This is a genomic window from Pseudomonas nitroreducens NBRC 12694 (assembly GCF_002091755.1).
Taxonomy (GTDB): domain Bacteria; phylum Pseudomonadota; class Gammaproteobacteria; order Pseudomonadales; family Pseudomonadaceae; genus Pseudomonas; species Pseudomonas nitroreducens.
The window spans coordinates 451,092-470,154 of record NZ_BDAI01000003.1 but is presented as its reverse complement, the minus strand read 5'-3'; the positions used below and the strand labels follow the sequence as shown (position 1 = coordinate 470,154).

The window sequence follows — 19,063 nt, the reverse complement described above, 5'->3', positions numbered from 1 at the left end:
GGCAGGTTCCTCCAGCGGGTGGGGCGGACTCAGAGTCCGCCGGCGGTGAGCTTCTCGGGATTGAGCAGTTGCTCGAGGCGGGCACGGTCCAGGTCCGTGTTTTCCAGCGCGACGTCGATGATCGGCCGCCCTTCGCGGTAAGCCTGCTTGGCGATCTCCGCGGCCTTCTGGTAGCCGATGATCGGGTTCAGCGCGGTGACCAGGATCGGGTTGCGCGACAGCGCCTCGCGCAGGCTCGCCTCGTTGACCTTGAAGCTGGCGATGGCCCTGTCCGCCAGCAGACGGCTGACGTTGGCCAGCAGGTGGATGCTGTGCAGCAGGTTGTCGGCGATCACCGGCAGCATTACGTTGAGCTCGAAGTTGCCCGACTGCCCGGCAATGGCGATGGTGGTGTCGTTGCCCATGACCTGGGCGGCGACCATGGCAGTGGCTTCCGGAATCACCGGATTGACCTTGCCCGGCATGATCGAGGAACCCGGCTGCAGCGCCTCCAGCTCGATCTCGGCAAGGCCTGCCAGCGGGCCGGAGTTCATCCAGCGCAGGTCATTGGCGATCTTCATCAGCGCCACGCCTAGCGCCTTGAGCTGGCCGGAGGTGGCCACGGCGATATCCTGAGCACCGATCAACGCGAAGAAATCATCACCGGGGCGGAATGCCAGGCCGGTCAGTCCGTTGAGCTCTTCGCAGAAGCGCGCGGGGAACTGCGGGTGAGCGTTCACGCCGGTTCCGACGGCAGTGCCGCCCTGAGCCAGTTGCTGCAACGCCGGCAGTTGCCCTTCTATGCCCAGAGACGCCTGGCGCACCTGTTGCGCCCACCCGCCAAGCACCTGGCTCAGGCGCACCGGCATGGCATCCATCAGATGAGTGCGGCCGGTCTTCACGTACGAGTGCACGGACTTGGCCTTCTTCTCCAGGGTCGCGTGCAGGTGATCCAGGGCCGGCAGCAGGTGCTGGTGGATCTCTACCGCCGCACTGATGTGGATGGTCGAAGGGATGATGTCGTTGCTGCTCTGCCCGCAATTGACCTGGTCATTGGCGTTGACCGGTTTTCCCAGGCGGCGGCCGGCGAGGGTCGCAACCACCTCGTTGGCGTTCATGTTCGAGCTGGTACCCGAGCCGGTCTGGAACACATCCACCGGGAAGTGTTGCTGCAGGTCGCCCGCCAACAACTCCTCACAGGCAGCGACGATGGCAGCGCCGGTTTCCGCGTCCAGCTGTTCCAGGCTGACATTGGCCCGCGCCGCGGCGGCCTTGGCCAGCAGCAGCGCGCGGATGAACGGACGCGGCATGCGCTGGCCGCTCACCGGGAAGTTGTTCACCGCCCGCTGCGTCTGGGCACCGTAGAGCGCCGCCACCGGCACCTCCAGTTCGCCCATGCTGTCGCGTTCGATACGGCTGTCAGTCATTCTCGATTCCTTCTTGCAGTCTCAGGGAAGGCGCCATCTCCTGCTGTGCCATCCGCCGGCCGAGCAGGCACAGGCGTTGGCGCTGGGCGGTAGAGGTCGCCAGGCGTTGCAGTTCGCGTAGAGGGAGATAGGCGTGATCCAGGCAGAGCACCCGCCAGTGCCAGGGCAGTGCGATGTCGCGGCTGCTGTCGAGCAGCAACTGGAAGCACTTCTCGAAGAGGCGCCAAGCCGGCACCGGTTCCCAGGCCGCCAGGTAACGCGCCTCGCACAGGTACTGCTCGACCAGACGCGGCTCATCCGGCTCCAAGGCGCAGCGGATGCGGGTCCCCAGGCGGTACCAGCGATCGGTGAGCGAGCTGTCGATCTCGGCAAACATGGCAATCCCTCAATCGATAATGAGATTGATTATTGTTTGTGAGAATCAAAAAAACAAGCCGCCCGAACGCAATGCGCTGGACGGCCTGTCTGGAGAACGGCTTTGGGAAGGACTGAAAGCCGCGGCCAGCAAGGCCGCGGTGGGTGGATCAGTTGCCGGCGACCATCATCTTTTCAATGAGGACGGAGCCTGTGTGCAGGTTGCCGCGATGCTCCACATCGTTGCCGATGGCGACGATATTGCGGAACAGGTCGCGCAGGTTGGCGGCGATGGTGACTTCCTGCACCGGGAACTGGATTTCGCCGTTTTCCACCCAGTAACCGCCGGCACCACGCGAGTAATCGCCGGTCACCAGGTTGACGCCCTGCCCCATCAGCTCGGTGACCAGCAGGCCACGTCCCATGCGACGGATCAGCGCGGCCTGGTCCTCGTCGCCATGGCTGACGAACAGGTTGTGCACGCCGCCGGAGTTGGCCGTGCTGGGCATGCCCAACTTGCGCCCGGAGTAGGTGCCGAGCACATAGGAGACCAGCTCGCCGCCTTCGACGAAGGGTTTGGCATAGGTCGCCAGGCCGTCGTTGTCGAACGAGGCACTGCCCAGCGCGCCGCGCAGCAGCGGGCGTTCGTCCAGGGTCAGCCATTCCGGGAACAGTCGCTGCCCCAGCGCACCTTCGAGGAAGGAAGACTTGCGGTACAGGCTGCCGCCGGAGATGGCACCGAGGAAGTGGCCGAACAGGCCGACCGCGACTTCCGGGGCAAACAGCACCGGCACCTCGGCGGTCGGCACCGGGCGCGCGCCGAGCCGGCTGGCAGCCCGCTCGGCGGCACGGCGGCCGATGGATTCGGGAGTCGCCAGCAGCTCACCGCGGCGGTTCACGTCATACCAGTAGTCGCGCTGCATCTGCCCTTCGCCTTCGGCGATCATCACGCAACTCAGGCTGTGGCGGGTGCTCGCATAACCGCTGACAAAGCCATGGCTGTTGCCGTATACGCGGCAGCCCTGATGAGTGTTCAGCGTGGTGCCGTCGGCCTTGGTGACTCGCTTGTCGGTGGCGAACGCGGCAGCCTCGCAGGCCAGCGCGCGCTCGATGGCCTGGTCGGGGGTGATCGACCAGCCGTGGTAAAGATCCAGGTCCGGCAGGTCCCGCGCCATCAGCGCAGGGTCCGCCAGGCCGGCGCAGTCGTCTTCGGAGGCATGCTTGGCAATCGCCAACGCCGCCGCCACGGTTTCACGGATGGCGTCCGCGCCTGTTGCCGAGGTGCTCGCCGAGCCCTTGCGCTGGCCAACGTAAAGAGTGATGCCGAAGCCCTGGTCACAATTGAACTCGACGGTCTCGACTTCACCCTGGCGCACCGAGGTGGACAGCCCCTGCTCCACCGACACCGCCACTTCGCAGGCGCTGGCGCCCTGCCGGGAAGCCTCGGCGATGATCCGCTCGACCTGCTCGCGCAGTTCGGGAAGGACCTCCGGGCTCACTGCCGGGTTGTGTTCGCTCATTGCATGCCTCTCCTGTTCATGTTCCGGCCCCGCCATCAGGCGGCGGCAACCGGCGCGGGCCGGACAAGCGGCCCCTGACTCGTTATCATGGCGGCGTTTTCAAAGAGACCCCCGCCATGGCTGAAATTCACGATGACGACTCGTCCTTCGATGAGAAGAGCAAGTCGCAAGTAAAACGCGAAATGCACGCGCTGCAGGAGCTCGGCGAGCGCCTGACGACGCTCAAGGCCGACATGCTCGACCGCATGCCGCTGACCGATCCGCTGCGCCGCGCGCTGGAAGAAGCACCCAAGCACAAGGCCAACGCTGCCAAGAAACGCCATCGGCAGTTCATCGGCAAGCTGATGCGCGACCAGGACGTCGAGGCCATCCTCGCCCTGCTGGAACAGGTAGACACCTCGACCCGCCAGTACAACGAACGCTTCCACGCCCTGGAGCGCTGGCGCGACCACCTGATCACCGGCGGTGACGCAGCGCTGTCCGCGTTCTTCGGCGAATACCCGGAAAGCGACCGCCAGCACCTGCTCCAGCTGATCCGCCACGCCCAGCACGAGGCCGCTCACAACAAGCCTCCGGCCGCGGCGCGGAAGATCTTCAAGTACATCCGCGAGCTGGACGAGCTCAAACGCGGCCTGCGCTGAGCAGCCGCGTCCCTCTCTCCAAGCCTCACGGGCAACGGCCTCAGGCGCCCGTGCCGCCAACGGTGATCGCGTCGATCTTCAGGGTCGGCTGGCCGACACCGACCGGCACGGACTGGCCGTCCTTGCCGCAGGTTCCCACGCCGCTGTCCAGCGCCAGGTCGTTGCCGACCATGGACACCCGGCTCATCACTTCCGGGCCGTTGCCGATCAGCGTCGCGCCCTTCACCGGGCGGGTGATCTTGCCGTTCTCGATCAGGTAGGCCTCGCTGGTGGCGAAGACGAACTTGCCGCTGGTGATGTCCACCTGGCCGCCGCCAAGGTTGGCGCAGTAGATGCCACGCTCGACGCTGGCAATAATTTCCTGCGGATCGCTCTCCCCGGCCAGCATGTAGGTGTTGGTCATGCGCGGCATCGGCAGGTGCGCGTAGGACTCGCGACGACCGTTGCCGGTGCGCGCCACGCCCATCAGGCGGGCGTTGAGCTTGTCCTGCATGTAGCCCTTGAGAATGCCGTTCTCGATCAGCACGTTGCAGTGGGTCGGCGTGCCTTCGTCGTCCACCGACAGCGAACCGCGACGGCCGGCGATGGTGCCGTCATCGACGATGGTGCACAGGCTGGAAGCGACCTTCTCGCCGATGCGACCGCTGTAGTTCGAGCTGCCCTTGCGGTTGAAGTCGCCTTCCAGGCCGTGGCCCACGGCCTCGTGCAGCAGCACGCCGGACCAACCGGCGCCCATCACCACCGGCAGACTGCCGGCCGGCGCGGGCACCGCTTCCAGGTTGACCAGCGCCTGGCGCAGCGCCTCGCGCGCGTAGCTCATGGCGCGGTCTTCCTGCAGGAAGTACTTGTAGTCCGTGCGACCGCCGCCGCCATGCCCACCGCGCTCACGGCGGCCGTTCTGCTCGACGATGACGCTGACGTTGAAACGCACCAGCGGTCGGATGTCCGCAGCCAGCGAACCATCCGCCGCAGCGATCAGTACCTGGTCCCAGACACCGGCGAGGCTGACGGTGACCTGCTGGATGCGCGGATCAAGGGCGCGGGTGGCGGCGTCGATCTTCTGCAGCAGCTCTACCTTCTCGGCGCGGCTCATCACATCCAGCGGGTTCTCGCCGGCATACAGGCGGGTCGGCACCACGGCCTTGAACGCCTGCACCTTGCCATTCTGCCCGGCTCGGGAGATCGAGCGTGCAGCGCGGGCAGCCTGGATCAGCGCTTCGTGGTTGATCGCGTTGCTGTAGGCGAAGCCGGTCTTCTCACCGGACTGTGCGCGCACGCCGACACCCTGGTCCATGTGGAAGCTGCCTTCCTTGACGATGCCGTCTTCGAGCATCCAGGACTCGGAGACCTGGCTCTGGAAGTACAGGTCGGCGGCGTCGATGCCGGGGCCGCTCAGCTCGTGCAGGATCGGCGACAGCTGGTCGATATCCAGACCACCGGGGGCCAGCAGGTGCTGGCTGACGGATGACAACAGTTCGCTCATATTCACTCCGTACGCGCCGGTCGCGGTTCGACCGACGGGAAAAATCTTCTGTGCCGGACAATCGGCATGCGCTGCCGCACCGCCGCCTGTTCCTCGCTATCGCGCTCAGCCAGCAGCACCGCCTCGCCCTTGGCCTGCTCGGCCAGGATACGCCCCCAGGGGTCGACGATGGCCGACTGGCCCCAGGTTTCCCGTCCGTTGGGGTGGGTCCCGCCCTGTCCAGCCGCCAGTACATAGCACTGGGTTTCGATGGCGCGGGCGCGGATGAGGATTTCCCAGTGCGCAGCGCCAGTCACCGCGGTGAATGCCGAAGGGGCACTGATAAGCTCCGCGCCGGCTTCGCGCAGCGCGGTATACAGTTCGGGGAAGCGCAGGTCGTAGCAGACCGTCAGCCCCAGCCGCCCGACCGGCGTATCCGCCACCACCACGCGCTGGCCGAAGGCGTAGTCGTCCGACTCGCGATAGCGGCCACGGGCATCAGCAACGTCCACATCGAACAGATGCAGCTTGTCGTAGCGCGCCGCCACTTCACCGCGCTCGTCCACCAGCAGCGAGCAGGCATTGGCCTTGGCTCCCGGCTGGTTCTCCGGCGGCAACGGCAGGGTGCCGGCGACTATCCACAACCTGAGGTCGCGGGCGGTGCTTTTCAACCAGGGCAGGATCGGGCCTTCGCCAAGGGCTTCGGCGCGGCCGATGTCCGCGAGGTCTCGGCGCCCCATGGCGGCGAAGTTTTCCGGTAGTACGGCAAGGCGCGCGCCGCCGTTGGCGGCCTGCTCCAGCAGGCGACGGGCGGTGGCAAGATTAGCCAGGACATCGTCCTGGCTGACCATCTGGATGACGGCGATGGACATGGTCAGCTCCGGGAATACCTGGCTTTCATGCTAACCGATGCCCGGGCATTGTGCTTGGCCGCCGGTTCAGTGAGGTTTTTCGAAGGGTTTCTCGAAGGTGATGGTCGGGCTCTGCCATTGCCCCTTCACGCTGTACTGCACGCTGGCGAAGCGTGCGACCTTGTCACCCAGCAACTTGTCCACCACGAACAGCGCGCCGCCAATGGCGGGAGCGCCGACGATCAGTGCCGCCAACGGCAGGTTGTTGGTCACCGGCAGAGTCACCAGCAGCTTGGCGTCGATCTCGTCGTGGGCCATGTCCAGGGTGCCGTTGAGTTCCAGGTTGCTCGACGGTCCATCCAGACGCAGCGGCTCGCGGGTGAAGTAGACGCCATCGGTGGCGGTGAGCACGCCCTTGACCCGGTCGTAGCTCAGGCCCTTGCCCAGCAGGTCGGAGAAGTCCAGGCGCAGGCGGCGGTTGATGGCGTTGAAGTTGAGCAGGCCGAACACCCGCAGGGCATTGGCTCCGCCCTCCACTTCGACGAATTGCCCCTTGCGCAGGCTGGCGTCCAGGGTACCGCCGAACCGCCGCAGGTTCAGCGCCGCCGGCGAACCCGGCCAGTTGCCGTTGATGTCCACGTTGAAACGCTCGCTGGTCACGCTGGGCGCGAAGTCCCAGGCCTTCAGCACGTCGCCCAGGTTCTTGCCCTCGAGCTTGCCCTGGAAGGTACTGCGCGCGCTCGCCTCAAGACCATCCCAGCGCAGGCTGCCCTTCACCGACAGGCCACGCAGGTCCAGATTCACATTGTTGAAGCCAACACCGGTAGGCGTCGGGCGCAGGTTGAAGCTCCAGGCACCGACCGGCTTCCCGGCCTTGAGGACCTGGCGGATGGACACGTCCATCGGCGGCAGGCTGCGCGGGTCGACCTTTGCCAGCGGGTCAGGCTGCTCGACTGCCTTCACGGAATCGATGGCCTCGCCCTTGGGCAGGTCGAGACGGTCCAGGGCGATCTGGATCGGCTTCACCTTGCTGTCGGGCAGGATGACCTTGCCGGAGACCAGCGAGCTGACCAGTCCAACCTGCCAACTGCTGTCGACACGCAACACATCCAGCGTGAGATTTTCCAGGGTCTGGCCAAAGCCTTTGAAGCGACCGATCTGCAGGTCTGCGCCGCGCAGCAGGCCAGCGGCGCCCTCAACCCCGGTATTGGAGTATTTCTTCGCGACCGCCATCCAGGCGTCGGCGTCAACTTCGTCGATCTTGCCGCGCACCTGGACGCCATTCCAGTTGGGCAGCACGGCCGGGTCGCCACCCAGGCGCAGCACGCCACGGCCGGCCAGCGGCTGGTCCGCCGGAGCCGCGTAAGCCAGGCTGGCGCGATCGCCGTAGGTTGCCCAGTAGCGTCGCTCGGCGCCCTCGAGGGTCATGCGCCATTCGCTCTCGCGGGTTTCCTGCGCGGCCTTGCCCAGCGGCGCCGGCAGATCGATGGTGACATCTTGCAGGTTCGAGGCGACCTGCAGCTGGCTGTCCTTGCCGTCGAGCAGCAGGTTGAGCTGGAACGGCACGCGGCCGTCGACCGGCAACTGTTTCTGTACCTTGCCCCAGTCGAGCAGGGTCTTCACCGATACCTGGCCACCCACCAGCACCCGAGTACGCGGAGCGCCGTTGCGGCCTTCGGCGCGAATGCTGCCGGTGATACGGCTACCCAGCACCTGAGCGGAGATGTTCTGCCCGCTGAGGCCGCTGTCGGTGTCGTAGCGGAACTTGCCCTTCACCTGTTCGAGGTTCAGCTCAGGCTTGGCAATCTTCAGCTGCGCCTTGTCGGTGTCGAAATCGACGATCACCCGCGCCTTGCTCGCCTCGCCCTTGGCCAGCGGAATGTCGAGGTTGAGGTGGCCATTGAGGTCGCCCTTGCCTTCCCAGCCGGCGAAAGTGTGCGTCGCACCGATGGGCGAGTCCTGGAGGATCTTCAGGCCATCGACGAGGTTGCTGTCGATATCGCCGTCCACATGCAGATGGGCGACTTCCCCCGGGTTGGAATGGGGAATCTCCACCGAGACATCGCGCACCTGGCTGTTGAGAATCTGCCCGCTGGTTGCGTTGATGCTGACGCCGGTGTCCTCCACGCGCACCTCGCCCTCGGCCTTGCTCAGGCCGGGCCAGCCCGGCTGGTAGTCGAGCACGCCGTCATGGACCTTGAAGTACAGGGTCATGGCATGGGCTTCCGGCGCCGAGCCCTTCTGCAGCGAACCTTGCCAGAGGAAATAGCCCTGTTCGATGCGCCCACTCTTGATTGAACCTTTGAGCCAGGCAGCCAGATCCTTGCTCATCTGCGGGATGACGGTGGGCAGGTATTTACCGGTGTAGCGCGCATCGCCGTTGCTCATCCCCACGCGCAGGTCCATGTAGTCTTCCTGCGCCGGGTCGCGCATCAGGCGTATCAGGATGTCGCCGGCGATGGTTCCCTCGTCGCCCTCCACCTGCATCAGGTGGCTGCCTAGGGTGAAGGCCTCGTCGTTGAACTGGAAGAACATCCGCGTGCGTGCGGTGCGGTAGTGCCAGGGCTCGGGGAACAGCGTGGCCAGGTGCAGCATGAAATCCTGGGCGTTGGCGTCCAGCGTGCCGCCGCCAAGGTTGCCGCGGAAGGTGCCGTCGACGTTGGCCACGGCCGGCACATCATGGAAGGCACTGACACCGACCTTCTCCAGGTTGGTGGCATAGGCGACGCGCTCGGCGCCCTCGCGCTGCGGCCAGTAATCGAAATTGACGTTGTGTAACACACCGTGCGGTTTCAGCCCTTCGAGCCACTCGATGGCCTTGTCCGGCAGCGGTGCCAGTGCTGCGATGGTCGGTCCCAGCGGGGTCAGGTCGAGGCGGTCGGCGCGCAGCTGCCAATGCTCCTCGCCCTTTATCCGGCGAGTCAGCTCCAACTCCACCTCGCCCCAACGACTTTCGCCGAAATTCGCTGCCAGATCGGCGACACGCAGATCGAAATCGTCGCCGTTGCGCTGGAAGAACAGGCTGACGCCCAGGTCGCTCAGGCTCACCGGCTTGCGGTCGCCCAGCGCGGCATCAATCTTAGGGGCATTCAGGCGGGCTACGGCGGAGACCGGCACGCCCTTGTCGATGGTCGCCCAGAATTCGCCGCCAGCCTTGGCGTGGGACAGCTTCCAGGCGCCAGTGAGACGCTCGGGCAGCCATTTGGCCCAGTCGGCCTGGGGCAGGCTCAGGTACAGCTGGGCCGAACTCTTCGCCCAGTCATCGCGGTTCAGCCGGGCCTCCAGCCGCGCCGCCACCGGTTCGCCGCCGGGCAGGCTGAAGCGTGCCTCCAGGCGCTGGCGGCTGCCGCTGCGCAGGGTCATGCCGACATAGTTCAACGACAGCGGGTTGGCCTGTTGCGGCAGTACGGTCAGTTGGCTGTCCATCAGCGACAGGCGATGTGGGGTCAGCAGCAGGTCCATGAGCTTGCGCGGGTCGGTGTCGCCGCCACGGCTGGGCAGGCCGTCGGCGTGCCAGTTGCCGTCCTCGTCCTCGCGCAGGGTCAGGTGCAGGCCTTCCAGCTCCAGGCTGTCGATGCGCGGCTGGCGCGCCATCACGCTGCCGAGGATGTCCGGGGTCAGGCGCACGCGCTCCAGGCGCAGCGAATCGGTGCCTTCGCCCAGTTGGATGTCGCGTACCACGATGATCGGGCTGAACCCGCGCCAATGCCCTTCCAGGGCGCCAATAGCCACCGGCAGGCCCAGTTGCTCGCTGGCTTTGCGCGCCAGATCGTCGCGGTACTCCGCCACCAACGGCACCAACTGCCGGCCAAGGCTGACGTACAAAGCCAGCAGCACCAGCCCCAGCGCCAGGAGGCCCAGGACGATGCGCAGCGAGGTGGCGAACAGGCGGCCGGCGCGATCCATGTCAGGCGGCTGCCTGTGAGGTGAAGCGAAGGGTCATCGAGCGGCCTCCCAGCCATCCAAGGTCGAACCAGGTCTGACAGTGTGCGTCAGGCAAAGCTCCAAAAAACCCCATGGCAAAGCTGCCGGCCGGCGGATCTCCACGATGTGCGAGCCGCCGCTCAAAGCAGGACCACGTCGTACTGCTCCTGGGAATACATGGCCTCGACCTGGAACTTGATCGGGCGACCAATGAACAGCTCCAGGTCCGCGACGTTGCCCGACTCCTCGTCGAGCAGGCGATCCACCACTTTCTGGTTGGCCAGCACCAGGTAGGAATTGGCCTGGTAGGCTCGCGCTTCACGGAGGATTTCCCGGAAGATCTCGTAACAGATGGTCTCGGCAGTCTTCAGCATGCCGCGCCCCTGGCAGCTCGGGCAGGGCTCGCAGAGCACCTGCACCAGGCTTTCGCGGGTGCGCTTGCGGGTCATCTGCACCAGGCCCAGCTCGGTGATGCCGATGATGTTGGTCTTGGCATGATCACGTTCGAGCTGCTTCTCCAGGGTCCGCAGGACCTGGCGGCGGTGCTCCTCGTCTTCCATGTCGATGAAATCGATGATGATGATCCCGCCCAGGTTGCGCAGGCGCAGCTGGCGGGCGATGGCGGTCGCCGCCTCGAGGTTGGTCTTGAAGATGGTCTCTTCGAGATTGCGGTGGCCGACGAAGGCGCCGGTGTTCACATCGATGGTGGTCATCGCCTCGGTCGGGTCGATGATCAGGTAGCCGCCGGACTTGAGCAGCACCTTGCGCTCCAGCGCCTTCTGCACCTCGTCCTCGACCCCGTAGAGGTCGAAGATCGGCCGCTCGCCCGGGTAGTGCTCCAGGCGGTCGGCGATTTCCGGCATCAGGTCTTCGACGAACTGCGTGATCTTCTGGAAGTTCTCCCGGGAATCGACGCGGATCTTCTCGATGCGCGGGTTCACCAGGTCGCGCAGGGTGCGCAGGGCCAGGGAGAGGTCTTCGTAGATCATCGTCGGCGCGCCGACGGTCTGGATCTGCGCGTCGATCTGGTCCCAGAGGCGGCGCAGGTAGCGGATATCGGCGAGGATCTCGTCCTCGCCGGCGCCTTCGGCAGCGGTGCGCAGGATAAACCCACCTCGCTCGACGATGCCCTCGGCCTCGACGCACTTGGCGACCACCTGCTTGAGGCGCTCGCGCTCGTGTTCGTCCTCGATCTTCAGGGAAATCCCGACATGACTGGTGCGCGGCATGTAGACCAGGTAGCGCGAAGGGATCGACAGGTGCGTGGTCAGCCGTGCGCCCTTGGTGCCGATGGGGTCCTTGGTGACCTGCACCACCAGGCTCTGCCCTTCGTGGACCAGCGCGCCGATGCTCTCCACCGCACTGCCCTCGCGGGTGGAAATCTCCGCGGCATGGATAAAGGCTGCGCGCTCCAGGCCGACGTCGACGAAGGCCGCCTGCATGCCCGGCAGCACGCGCACGACCTTGCCTTTGTAGATGTTGCCGACGATCCCGCGGCGCAGCGTGCGCTCGACATGGACCTCCTGCAGGACGCCGTTCTCCACCACCGCCACGCGCGATTCCATCGGCGTGATATTGATCAGGATCTCTTCGCTCATGCGCCCTTCCTTATCGCGCCCGGAGTCGTGCCAGCGCTACTTCGTGATCAAGACTGCCAGCTAGGGATGGAGAAGTCAGCCAGCAATGCCGCAGTTTCACACAGGGGCAGGCCGACCACGGCGCTGTAGCTGCCCTCGACGCGGCTGACGAAGACTGCCGCGAGCCCCTGAATAGCATAGCCACCCGCCTTGTCCTGCGGCTCGCCGGTTTCCCAGTAACGCTCGGCCTCCTCGGCGGAAATCTCGCGGAAGGTCACGCGACTGCTGACCACGCGTGCTTCGCAGCGGTCGCGATCGGCCACCGCCACGGCAGTCAGCACCTCATGCTCGCGGCCGGACAGGGCCTGAAGCGTCGCCAGGGCGTCGTCGCGGTCCAGCGGCTTGCCGAGGATGCGACCATCCAGCACCACGGCGGTATCGGCACCGAGCACGCAGACATCGGCGCGCTGGGCGAGGAAGTTCAGCCCGGCCAGGGCCTTGCTGCGCGCCAGGCGCTCGACATAGGCATGCGCCGACTCGCCGGACTCGGGCGTTTCGTCAATCGACGCAGGCACTATGTGGAATGGCAAGCCAATCTGGGTGAGCAGCTCGCGGCGGCGCGGCGAACTGGAGGCGAGGTACAGCTGGGCCATCAGGGACTCCGAAGCGGGCCCGCTCAACGCCGGCCCGGCGATTCCCCCGCAAGGGGGCGATCAATTGATGTTCAGGCGCAACCGCAGGGCCCGCAGCAATGTATAGACCCAGGGCCAGAGCAAGGCGCTGACCAGCGCCGGCAGCAGGAACACCAGGGTCGGCGGGCGATTGCCGGTCAGGGCGCTGATCCACAGCTGGACCAGCTGGGCGAGACCGAAGACCACCAGCAACACCAGGCACTGCTGCCAGATGGGGAACATGCGCAGGCGCTGGTGCAGCGACAGCACCAGGCAGATGATCAGGCTCAGGATCAGGGCGTTCTGCCCCAGCAGGCTGCCGTAGAGCACGTCTTCGGCAACGCCCAGCACCCAGGCAGTCAGCATGCCGACTTTGTGCGGCAGGTAGAGCACCCAGTAGGTGAGGAACATCGCCAGCCACAGCGGGCGGCCGATCTCCATGAAGCTGGGCATGGGCGCCACCGACAGCAACAGCGCCAGGAGCAGGGTGAGCCAGATGGCCCAGCCATTGTTCGAGCCCTGACCCGCCATCAGCGTCGGGTCCTTGCATCGGGGTGCGACGCCGGCGCACCAGGCGCGGCAGGCGCTGCGCCATTGGCGCCGGCCGGATGGGCAGGCTGTGCGGCGGGAGCCGCAGGAGCGGCAGGCTGCGCACTGTCATGTGGCTGGGCGGCCGGAGCGCCGGGCGCAGGCTGGGCCGGCGCGCCGGACTCGGCCGCCTTGCGGTCGGCTTCAGCCTGGGCTTCGGCGGCATCGGTGGCGCGCTGTTCGGGCGTGCGGCTGTCGCTGAAGACCAGCAGCACATAGCGGCTGCGGTTCATCTTGGCGGTCGGCACGGCACGGATGGTGGCGAAAGGCCCACCGGTGTCGTGGAGTACTTCCTTCACCACCGCCACCGGATAACCGGCCGGGAAGCGCTGCCCCAGGCCGGAACTCACCAGCAGGTCGCCTTCCTTGATGTCGGCGGTATCGGCGACGTAGCGCAGCTCCAGGCGTTCCGGGTTGCCGGTGCCCACGGCGATGGCGCGCAGGCCATTGCGGTTCACCTGCACCGGAATGCTGTGGGTGGTATCGGTCAGCAGCAGGACGCGCGCGGTGTAAGGCATCACCTCGACCACCTGGCCCATCAGGCCGCTGGCATCGAGCACCGGCTGGCCCTGGAACACGCCGTCCTTCTCACCCTTGTCGATCAGGATGCGCTGGGTGAAGGGGTTCGGGTCGACACCGATCAACTCGCCCACCAGCACCTTGTCGTCGACCAGCGCGGAGGAATTGAGCAACTCGCGCAGGCGCACGTTCTGTTCGGTGAGGGTGGCCAGCTTCTGCAGGCGGCGCTGCATCAGCAGCTGCTCTGCCTTCAGGCGCTCGTTCTCGGCCAGCAGTTCGCTGCGGCTGGTGAACTGGTCGCGCACGCCTTCCCAGGCTCGAACCGGGATGTCGGCGATGCCATAGAAGGGGCTCAGCACGAGGCCCATCTGGCTGCGTACCGGTTTCAGGTAATCAAAGCGGGCATCGACCACCATCAAGGCGACCGACAGGACGGCGAGCACCAGCAGGCGCGCGCCCAGCGAGGGCCCTTTGGAGAATATCGGTTTGATGACCGGCTCCTAGCTGTGCAAGGTCGGTTGAAGATTCACCAGCGTGGGCGAAACGTTAACCGACCTTTACAGAGCTTTCCTACCTTATTCGGTGGAAAGCAGGTCCATCGAATGGCGATCCATCATTTCCAGCGCCTTGCCGCCGCCACGGGCCACGCAGGTCAGCGGGTCTTCGGCAACGATCACCGGCAGGCCGGTTTCCTGGGCCAGGAGCTTGTCCAGGTCGCGCAGCAGCGCGCCACCACCGGTCAGCACCAGGCCACGCTCGGCGATGTCCGAAGCCAGCTCCGGCGGAGACTGTTCCAGGGCGCTCTTCACCGCCTGGACGATGGTCGCCAGGGATTCCTGCAGCGCTTCGAGCACTTCGTTGGAGTTCAGGGTGAAGCTGCGCGGTACGCCTTCGGCCAGGTTGCGGCCACGGACGTCGACTTCGCGGACTTCGCCGCCCGGGAAGGCGGTGCCGATTTCCTGCTTGATGCGCTCGGCGGTGGATTCGCCGATCAGGCTGCCGTAGTTGCGGCGCACGTAGGTGACGATGGCTTCGTCGAAGCGGTCGCCGCCGACGCGGACGGATTCGGCGTAGACCACGCCATTGAGGGAGATCAGGGCGATCTCGGTGGTGCCGCCGCCGATATCGACGACCATGGAACCACGGGCCTCTTCCACCGGCAGGCCGGCACCGATGGCCGCGGCCATCGGCTCTTCGATCAGGTAGACCTCACGGGCGCCAGCGCCCAGGGCCGATTCACGAATCGCGCGGCGTTCCACCTGGGTGGACTTGCACGGCACGCAGATCAGCACGCGAGGGCTGGGCTGCAGGAAGCTGTTCTCGTGAACCTTGTTGATGAAGTACTGCAGCATCTTCTCGCAGACGCTGAAGTCGGCGATCACGCCGTCTTTCATCGGACGAATGGCGGCAATGTTGCCCGGAGTACGGCCCAGCATGCGCTTGGCTTCGGTACCGACGGCAACCACGCTTTTCTGGCTGCCATGGCTACGGATGGCGACCACGGACGGTTCGTTCAGGACGATGCCGCGCTCGCGCACATAAATAAGGGTATTGGCAGTGCCCAGGTCGATCGACAGATCACTGGAGAACATGCCACGCAGTTTTTTAAACATTGGAAAGAAACCCATAGGTGGCGCGTGGGTGAAAAGTGCGCGGGTAAAAAAGTGCGGCAAACTCTAACAATGACGGGGGTTTTGGGCAAGGCGGCAATTTATGCTAGATTCCTCGTTTTTCGGGCCTGCTCGGCCCGTCCCAGCGGCCTTCGACCGTCTGCCGCGGGTTCTGTTCCCCGCCCCCTCATTCCTTCCGGCCAGGTCCAGTTCGAACCGGGCCGCTCTAGCTGGAGATCCCGATGGCGCTTGAACGCTCCGACGTGGAAAAGATCGCCCACCTCGCCCGCCTGGGCCTGGAGGAAGCCGACATTTCGCGTACCACCGACACCCTGAACAACATTCTCGGCCTGATCGACGCCATGCAGGCCGTCGACACCGACGGCGTGGAGCCCCTGGCCCACCCGCTGGAAGCCACGCAGCGCCTGCGTGCCGACGCAGTCACCGAGGAGAACCGCCGCGAAGCCTACCAGGCCATCGCGCCGGCCGTGGAAGACGGCCTTTACCTCGTCCCGAAAGTCATCGAGTAAGCGCTAAGGACACGGACATATGCTGCATCAATTGACCCTCGCCGAAGTCGCCCGCGGACTCGCCGACAAGCAATTCTCTGCCCAGGAACTGGCCACTGCCCTGCTCGCGCGCATCCAGCAGCTCGACCCGCAGCTGAACAGTTTCATCACCGTCACCGAAGAAGGCGCCCTGGCCCAGGCCAAGGCCGCCGACGAGCGGCGTGCCAAAGGTGAAACCGGCGCCCTGCTCGGTGCGCCTATCGCCCACAAGGACCTGTTCTGCACCCAGGGCGTGCGCACCAGCTGCGGCTCGAAGATCCTCGACGCCTTCGTCTCGCCCTACGACGCCACCGTCGTCGAGCGCCTGGCGGATGCCGGCACCGTGAGCCTGGGCAAGCTGAACATGGACGAGTTCGCCATGGGCTCGGCCAACGAATCCAGCCACTACGGCCCGGTGAAGAACCCCTGGGACACCTCCCGCGTGCCGGGCGGCTCCTCCGGCGGTTCCGCCGCCGCGGTGGCCGCGCGCCTGATCCCGGCGGCCACCGGCACCGACACCGGCGGCTCGATCCGCCAGCCAGCCGCGCTGACCAACCTCACCGGCATCAAGCCGACCTACGGCCGCGTCTCGCGCTGGGGCATGATCGCCTATGCATCCAGCCTCGATCAGGGCGGCCCGCTGGCCCGCACCGCCGAGGACTGCGCACTGATGCTCGGCGCCATGGCCGGCTTCGACCCGAAGGACTCCACCTGCGTCGACCAGCCAGTGGACGACTACCTGGCCGCCCTGGCCAAGCCGCTGACAGGCCTGCGCATCGGCCTGCCGAAGGAATACTTCAGCGCCGGCCTCGACAGCCGCATCGCCGACGCGGTGATGAAGGTAGTCGAGCAGCTCAAGCAGCTCGGCGCGGTGGTCAAGGAGATCTCCCTGCCGAACATGCAGCACGCCATCCCTGCCTATTATGTGATCGCGCCCGCAGAAGCCAGCTCCAACCTGTCGCGCTTCGACGGCGTGCGCTACGGCTATCGCTGCGAAAACCCGAAGGACCTGCAGGACCTGTACAAGCGCTCCCGCGCCGAAGGCTTCGGCGCCGAGGTGAAGAACCGCATCATGGTCGGCACCTACGCGCTTTCCGCTGGTTACTACGACGCGTATTACCTGAAAGCTCAGAAAATTCGCCGCCTGATCAAGAACGATTTCACCAGTGCCTTCGCCGAAGTCGACGTGATCCTTGGCCCGACCACGCCGAACCCGGCCTGGAAACTGGGCGAGAAGAACAACGATCCGGTCGCCCAGTACCTGGAAGACATCTACACCATCACCGCCAACCTCGCCGGCATTCCGGGCCTGTCCATGCCTGCCGGCTTCGTCGATGGCCTGCCGGTGGGTGTCCAGTTGCTCGCGCCGTACTTCCAGGAAGGCCGCCTGCTCAACGTCGCGCACCAGTACCAACTGGTCACCGACTGGCACACACAAGCACCGGCTGGGTTCTGAGGAAGGATTACGATATGCAATGGGAAACCGTGATCGGGCTGGAAATCCACGCACAGCTCTCCACCCAATCGAAAATATTCTCCGGTAGCGCCACCACCTTCGGCGCCGCCCCGAACACCCAGGCCAGCCTGATCGACCTGGCGATGCCCGGCACCCTGCCGGTGCTGAACCAGGAAGCCGTGCGCATGGCCTGCCAGTTCGGCCTGGCGATCAACGCCGAGATTGCCGAGCGCAACGTCTTCGCCCGGAAGAACTACTTCTACCCGGACCTGCCCAAGGGCTACCAGACCAGCCAGATGGACCACCCCATCGTCGGCAAGGGCCACCTGGACATCACCCTGGAAGACGGCACCGTCAAGCGCGTCGGCATCACCCGCGCACACCTGGAGGAGGACGCCGGCAAGAGCCTGCACGAAGACTTCCACGGCATGAGCGGCATCGACCTGAACCGCGCCGGCACCCCGCTGCTGGAGATCGTCTCCGAGCCGGACATCCGCAGCGCCAAGGAAGCCGTGGCCTACGTCAAGGCGATCCACGCACTGGTGCGCTATCTGGGCATCTGCGACGGCAACATGGCCGAAGGCTCGCTGCGTTGCGACTGCAACGTCTCGGTACGCCCGAAGGGCCAGGCAGAATTCGGCACCCGTGCCGAGATCAAGAACGTGAACTCCTTCCGCTTCATCGAGAAGGCGATCAACCACGAAGTGCAGCGCCAGATCGAACTGATCGAGGACGGCGGCAAAGTCGTGCAGGAAACCCGCCTGTACGACCCGAACAAGGACGAAACGCGCTCCATGCGCAGCAAGGAAGAAGCTAACGACTACCGTTACTTCCCCTGCCCGGACCTGCTGCCGGTAGTGATCGAGCGCGCCTTCCTGGACGATCTGCGCGGCCAGTTGCCGGAACTGCCGGACCAGAAGCGCGAGCGTTTCGAGAGCCAGTACGGCCTGTCCGCCTATGACGCCAGCGTGCTGTCCGCCAGCCGCGAGATGGCCGACTACTTCGAGAAGGTTCAGACCATCTGCGGCGACGCCAAGCTGGCCGCCAACTGGGTGATGGGCGAGCTCTCCAGCCTGCTCAACAAGGACGGCCTGGAGATCGAGCAGTCCCCGGTCTCCGCCGAGCACCTGGGCCAGATGATCCTGCGCCTGAAGGACGGCACCATCAACGGCAAGGCCGCGAAGACCGTATTCGCCGCCATGGCCGAAGGTGAGGGCTCGCCGGACGAGATCATCAAGGCCAAGGACCTGGTGCAGAACACCGACAGCGGCGCCGTCGAGAAGCTGCTGGACGACGTGCTGGCAGCCAACGCCGAGCAGGTCGAACAGTACCGCGCCAGCGACGAAGCCAAGCGCGGCAAGATGTTCGGCTTCTTCGTCGGCCAGGCCATGAAAGCGGCCAAGGGCAAGGCCAACCCGGCGCAAGTGAACGAACTGCTGAAGAAGAAGCTCGAAGCCTGAGCCCATACTTCAACGACGCCGGGCTTGCCCGGCGTTTTTTCGTCCGGAGGTTCGATGCTGCGACCCATGGCCCTCGTCGGCTGCCTGGCCCTGCTGGCCGGCTGTAGCACCACGTCTTACGACAGCGACTCGGAAGTCTCCGGCCGTGGCTACCGCGCCGAAGGCACCGCGTCCTATTACGGCAAGGCCCACCATGGCAAGCGCACCGCCAGTGGCGAACGCTTCAACCAGAACGCCCTGACTGCCGCGCACCGCACGCTCGCCTTCGGTACGCGGGTGAAAGTCACCAACCTCGACAACGGCCGCAGCGTCGTGGTGCGCATCAACGACCGCGGGCCATTCGGCCGCGGGCGCATCATCGATGTGTCGAAAGCCGCCGCCGAACAACTCAATATGCTGCGCTCCGGTACCGCCCGGGTGCGCCTGGAAGGTCTCTGAAGGAGCCAGAAGTGAGCAACGACAACCGCAAGGCCGGC

The 19,063-nt window shown here is 65.7% G+C and carries 16 protein-coding genes; 5 read left to right on the top strand and 11 right to left on the bottom strand.

Annotated features, from left to right (window positions below):
* Positions 1–29: 29 nt before the first annotated feature.
* From fumC to pmbA, 3 genes are all read right to left on the bottom strand, one after another.
* The gene (gene fumC / locus PNI01S_RS11240) at positions 30–1,406 is read right to left on the bottom strand and encodes a class II fumarate hydratase FumC (RefSeq protein ID WP_065083923.1); all 1,377 of its coding nucleotides are present in this window, start codon (positions 1,404–1,406) and stop codon (positions 30–32) included.
* Positions 1,399–1,782 (bottom strand): hypothetical protein, encoded by a 384-nt coding sequence (locus PNI01S_RS11235; protein ID WP_024766552.1) that lies wholly within the window; start codon positions 1,780–1,782, stop codon positions 1,399–1,401. Before PNI01S_RS11235 ends, fumC begins: the two co-directional genes overlap by 8 nt.
* A 148-nt stretch (positions 1,783–1,930) precedes the next feature.
* On the bottom strand, positions 1,931–3,280 hold the full coding sequence (gene pmbA, locus PNI01S_RS11230) for a metalloprotease PmbA (protein ID WP_084358260.1): 1,350 nt from the start codon (positions 3,278–3,280) through the stop codon (positions 1,931–1,933).
* A gap of 116 nt (positions 3,281–3,396) precedes the next feature.
* On the opposite strand from pmbA, the gene yjgA reads away from it, so the two are divergent.
* Positions 3,397–3,921 carry a ribosome biogenesis factor YjgA gene (gene yjgA, locus PNI01S_RS11225; RefSeq protein WP_024766553.1) on the top strand — a complete coding sequence of 175 codons (525 nt, stop codon included), beginning with the start codon at positions 3,397–3,399 and terminating at the stop codon, positions 3,919–3,921.
* A 40-nt stretch (positions 3,922–3,961) separates the two neighbouring features.
* Here yjgA and tldD read toward each other — a convergent pair whose 3' ends face one another.
* From tldD to mreB, 8 genes are all read right to left on the bottom strand, one after another.
* Positions 3,962–5,404, bottom strand: a complete 1,443-nt coding sequence (gene tldD, locus PNI01S_RS11220; RefSeq protein ID WP_024766554.1) for a metalloprotease TldD — start codon at positions 5,402–5,404, stop codon at positions 3,962–3,964.
* A 2-nt stretch (positions 5,405–5,406) separates the two neighbouring features.
* The gene (locus PNI01S_RS11215) at positions 5,407–6,255 is read right to left on the bottom strand and encodes a carbon-nitrogen hydrolase family protein (RefSeq protein WP_024766555.1); all 849 of its coding nucleotides are present in this window, start codon (positions 6,253–6,255) and stop codon (positions 5,407–5,409) included.
* A gap of 66 nt (positions 6,256–6,321) precedes the next feature.
* Positions 6,322–10,140: a YhdP family protein gene (locus tag PNI01S_RS11210; protein ID WP_084358259.1), complete on the bottom strand. Its 3,819-nt coding sequence runs from the start codon at positions 10,138–10,140 to the stop codon at positions 6,322–6,324.
* A 158-nt stretch (positions 10,141–10,298) separates the two neighbouring features.
* Entirely contained in the window at positions 10,299–11,756 is a 1,458-nt protein-coding gene (gene rng, locus PNI01S_RS11205; RefSeq protein WP_084358258.1) for a ribonuclease G, read from the bottom strand.
* A gap of 47 nt (positions 11,757–11,803) precedes the next feature.
* Positions 11,804–12,388, bottom strand: a complete 585-nt coding sequence (locus tag PNI01S_RS11200) for a Maf family protein (protein WP_024766557.1) — start codon at positions 12,386–12,388, stop codon at positions 11,804–11,806.
* A 60-nt stretch (positions 12,389–12,448) separates the two neighbouring features.
* Complete coding sequence (mreD, locus tag PNI01S_RS11195; RefSeq protein WP_024766558.1) at positions 12,449–12,937, bottom strand: rod shape-determining protein MreD; 489 nt, start codon at positions 12,935–12,937, stop codon at positions 12,449–12,451.
* Positions 12,937–13,995 (bottom strand): rod shape-determining protein MreC, encoded by a 1,059-nt coding sequence (mreC, locus tag PNI01S_RS11190; protein ID WP_084358257.1) that lies wholly within the window; start codon positions 13,993–13,995, stop codon positions 12,937–12,939. Before mreC ends, mreD begins: the two co-directional genes overlap by 1 nt.
* 93 nt (positions 13,996–14,088) lie before the next feature.
* Positions 14,089–15,126, bottom strand: a complete 1,038-nt coding sequence (gene mreB, locus PNI01S_RS11185; protein ID WP_017518164.1) for a rod shape-determining protein MreB — start codon at positions 15,124–15,126, stop codon at positions 14,089–14,091.
* 239 nt (positions 15,127–15,365) lie between these two features.
* Here mreB and gatC point away from each other — a divergent pair, with 239 nt between their 5' ends.
* The 4 genes from gatC to PNI01S_RS11165 are packed head-to-tail and all read left to right on the top strand — an operon-like array spanning position 15,366 to position 19,025.
* Positions 15,366–15,653 carry an Asp-tRNA(Asn)/Glu-tRNA(Gln) amidotransferase subunit GatC gene (gene gatC / locus PNI01S_RS11180; RefSeq protein WP_015475813.1) on the top strand — a complete coding sequence of 96 codons (288 nt, stop codon included), beginning with the start codon at positions 15,366–15,368 and terminating at the stop codon, positions 15,651–15,653.
* Between the two features lie 19 nt (positions 15,654–15,672).
* Positions 15,673–17,127, top strand: coding sequence for an Asp-tRNA(Asn)/Glu-tRNA(Gln) amidotransferase subunit GatA (gene gatA, locus PNI01S_RS11175; protein WP_089285809.1), 1,455 nt, complete (start codon positions 15,673–15,675; stop codon positions 17,125–17,127).
* Positions 17,128–17,141: 14 nt separating this feature from the next.
* Entirely contained in the window at positions 17,142–18,587 is a 1,446-nt protein-coding gene (gene gatB / locus PNI01S_RS11170) for an Asp-tRNA(Asn)/Glu-tRNA(Gln) amidotransferase subunit GatB (protein ID WP_024765928.1), read from the top strand.
* Between the two features lie 54 nt (positions 18,588–18,641).
* On the top strand, positions 18,642–19,025 hold the full coding sequence (locus PNI01S_RS11165; RefSeq protein WP_024765927.1) for a septal ring lytic transglycosylase RlpA family protein: 384 nt from the start codon (positions 18,642–18,644) through the stop codon (positions 19,023–19,025).
* The last annotated feature ends 38 nt before the right edge of the window (positions 19,026–19,063 follow it).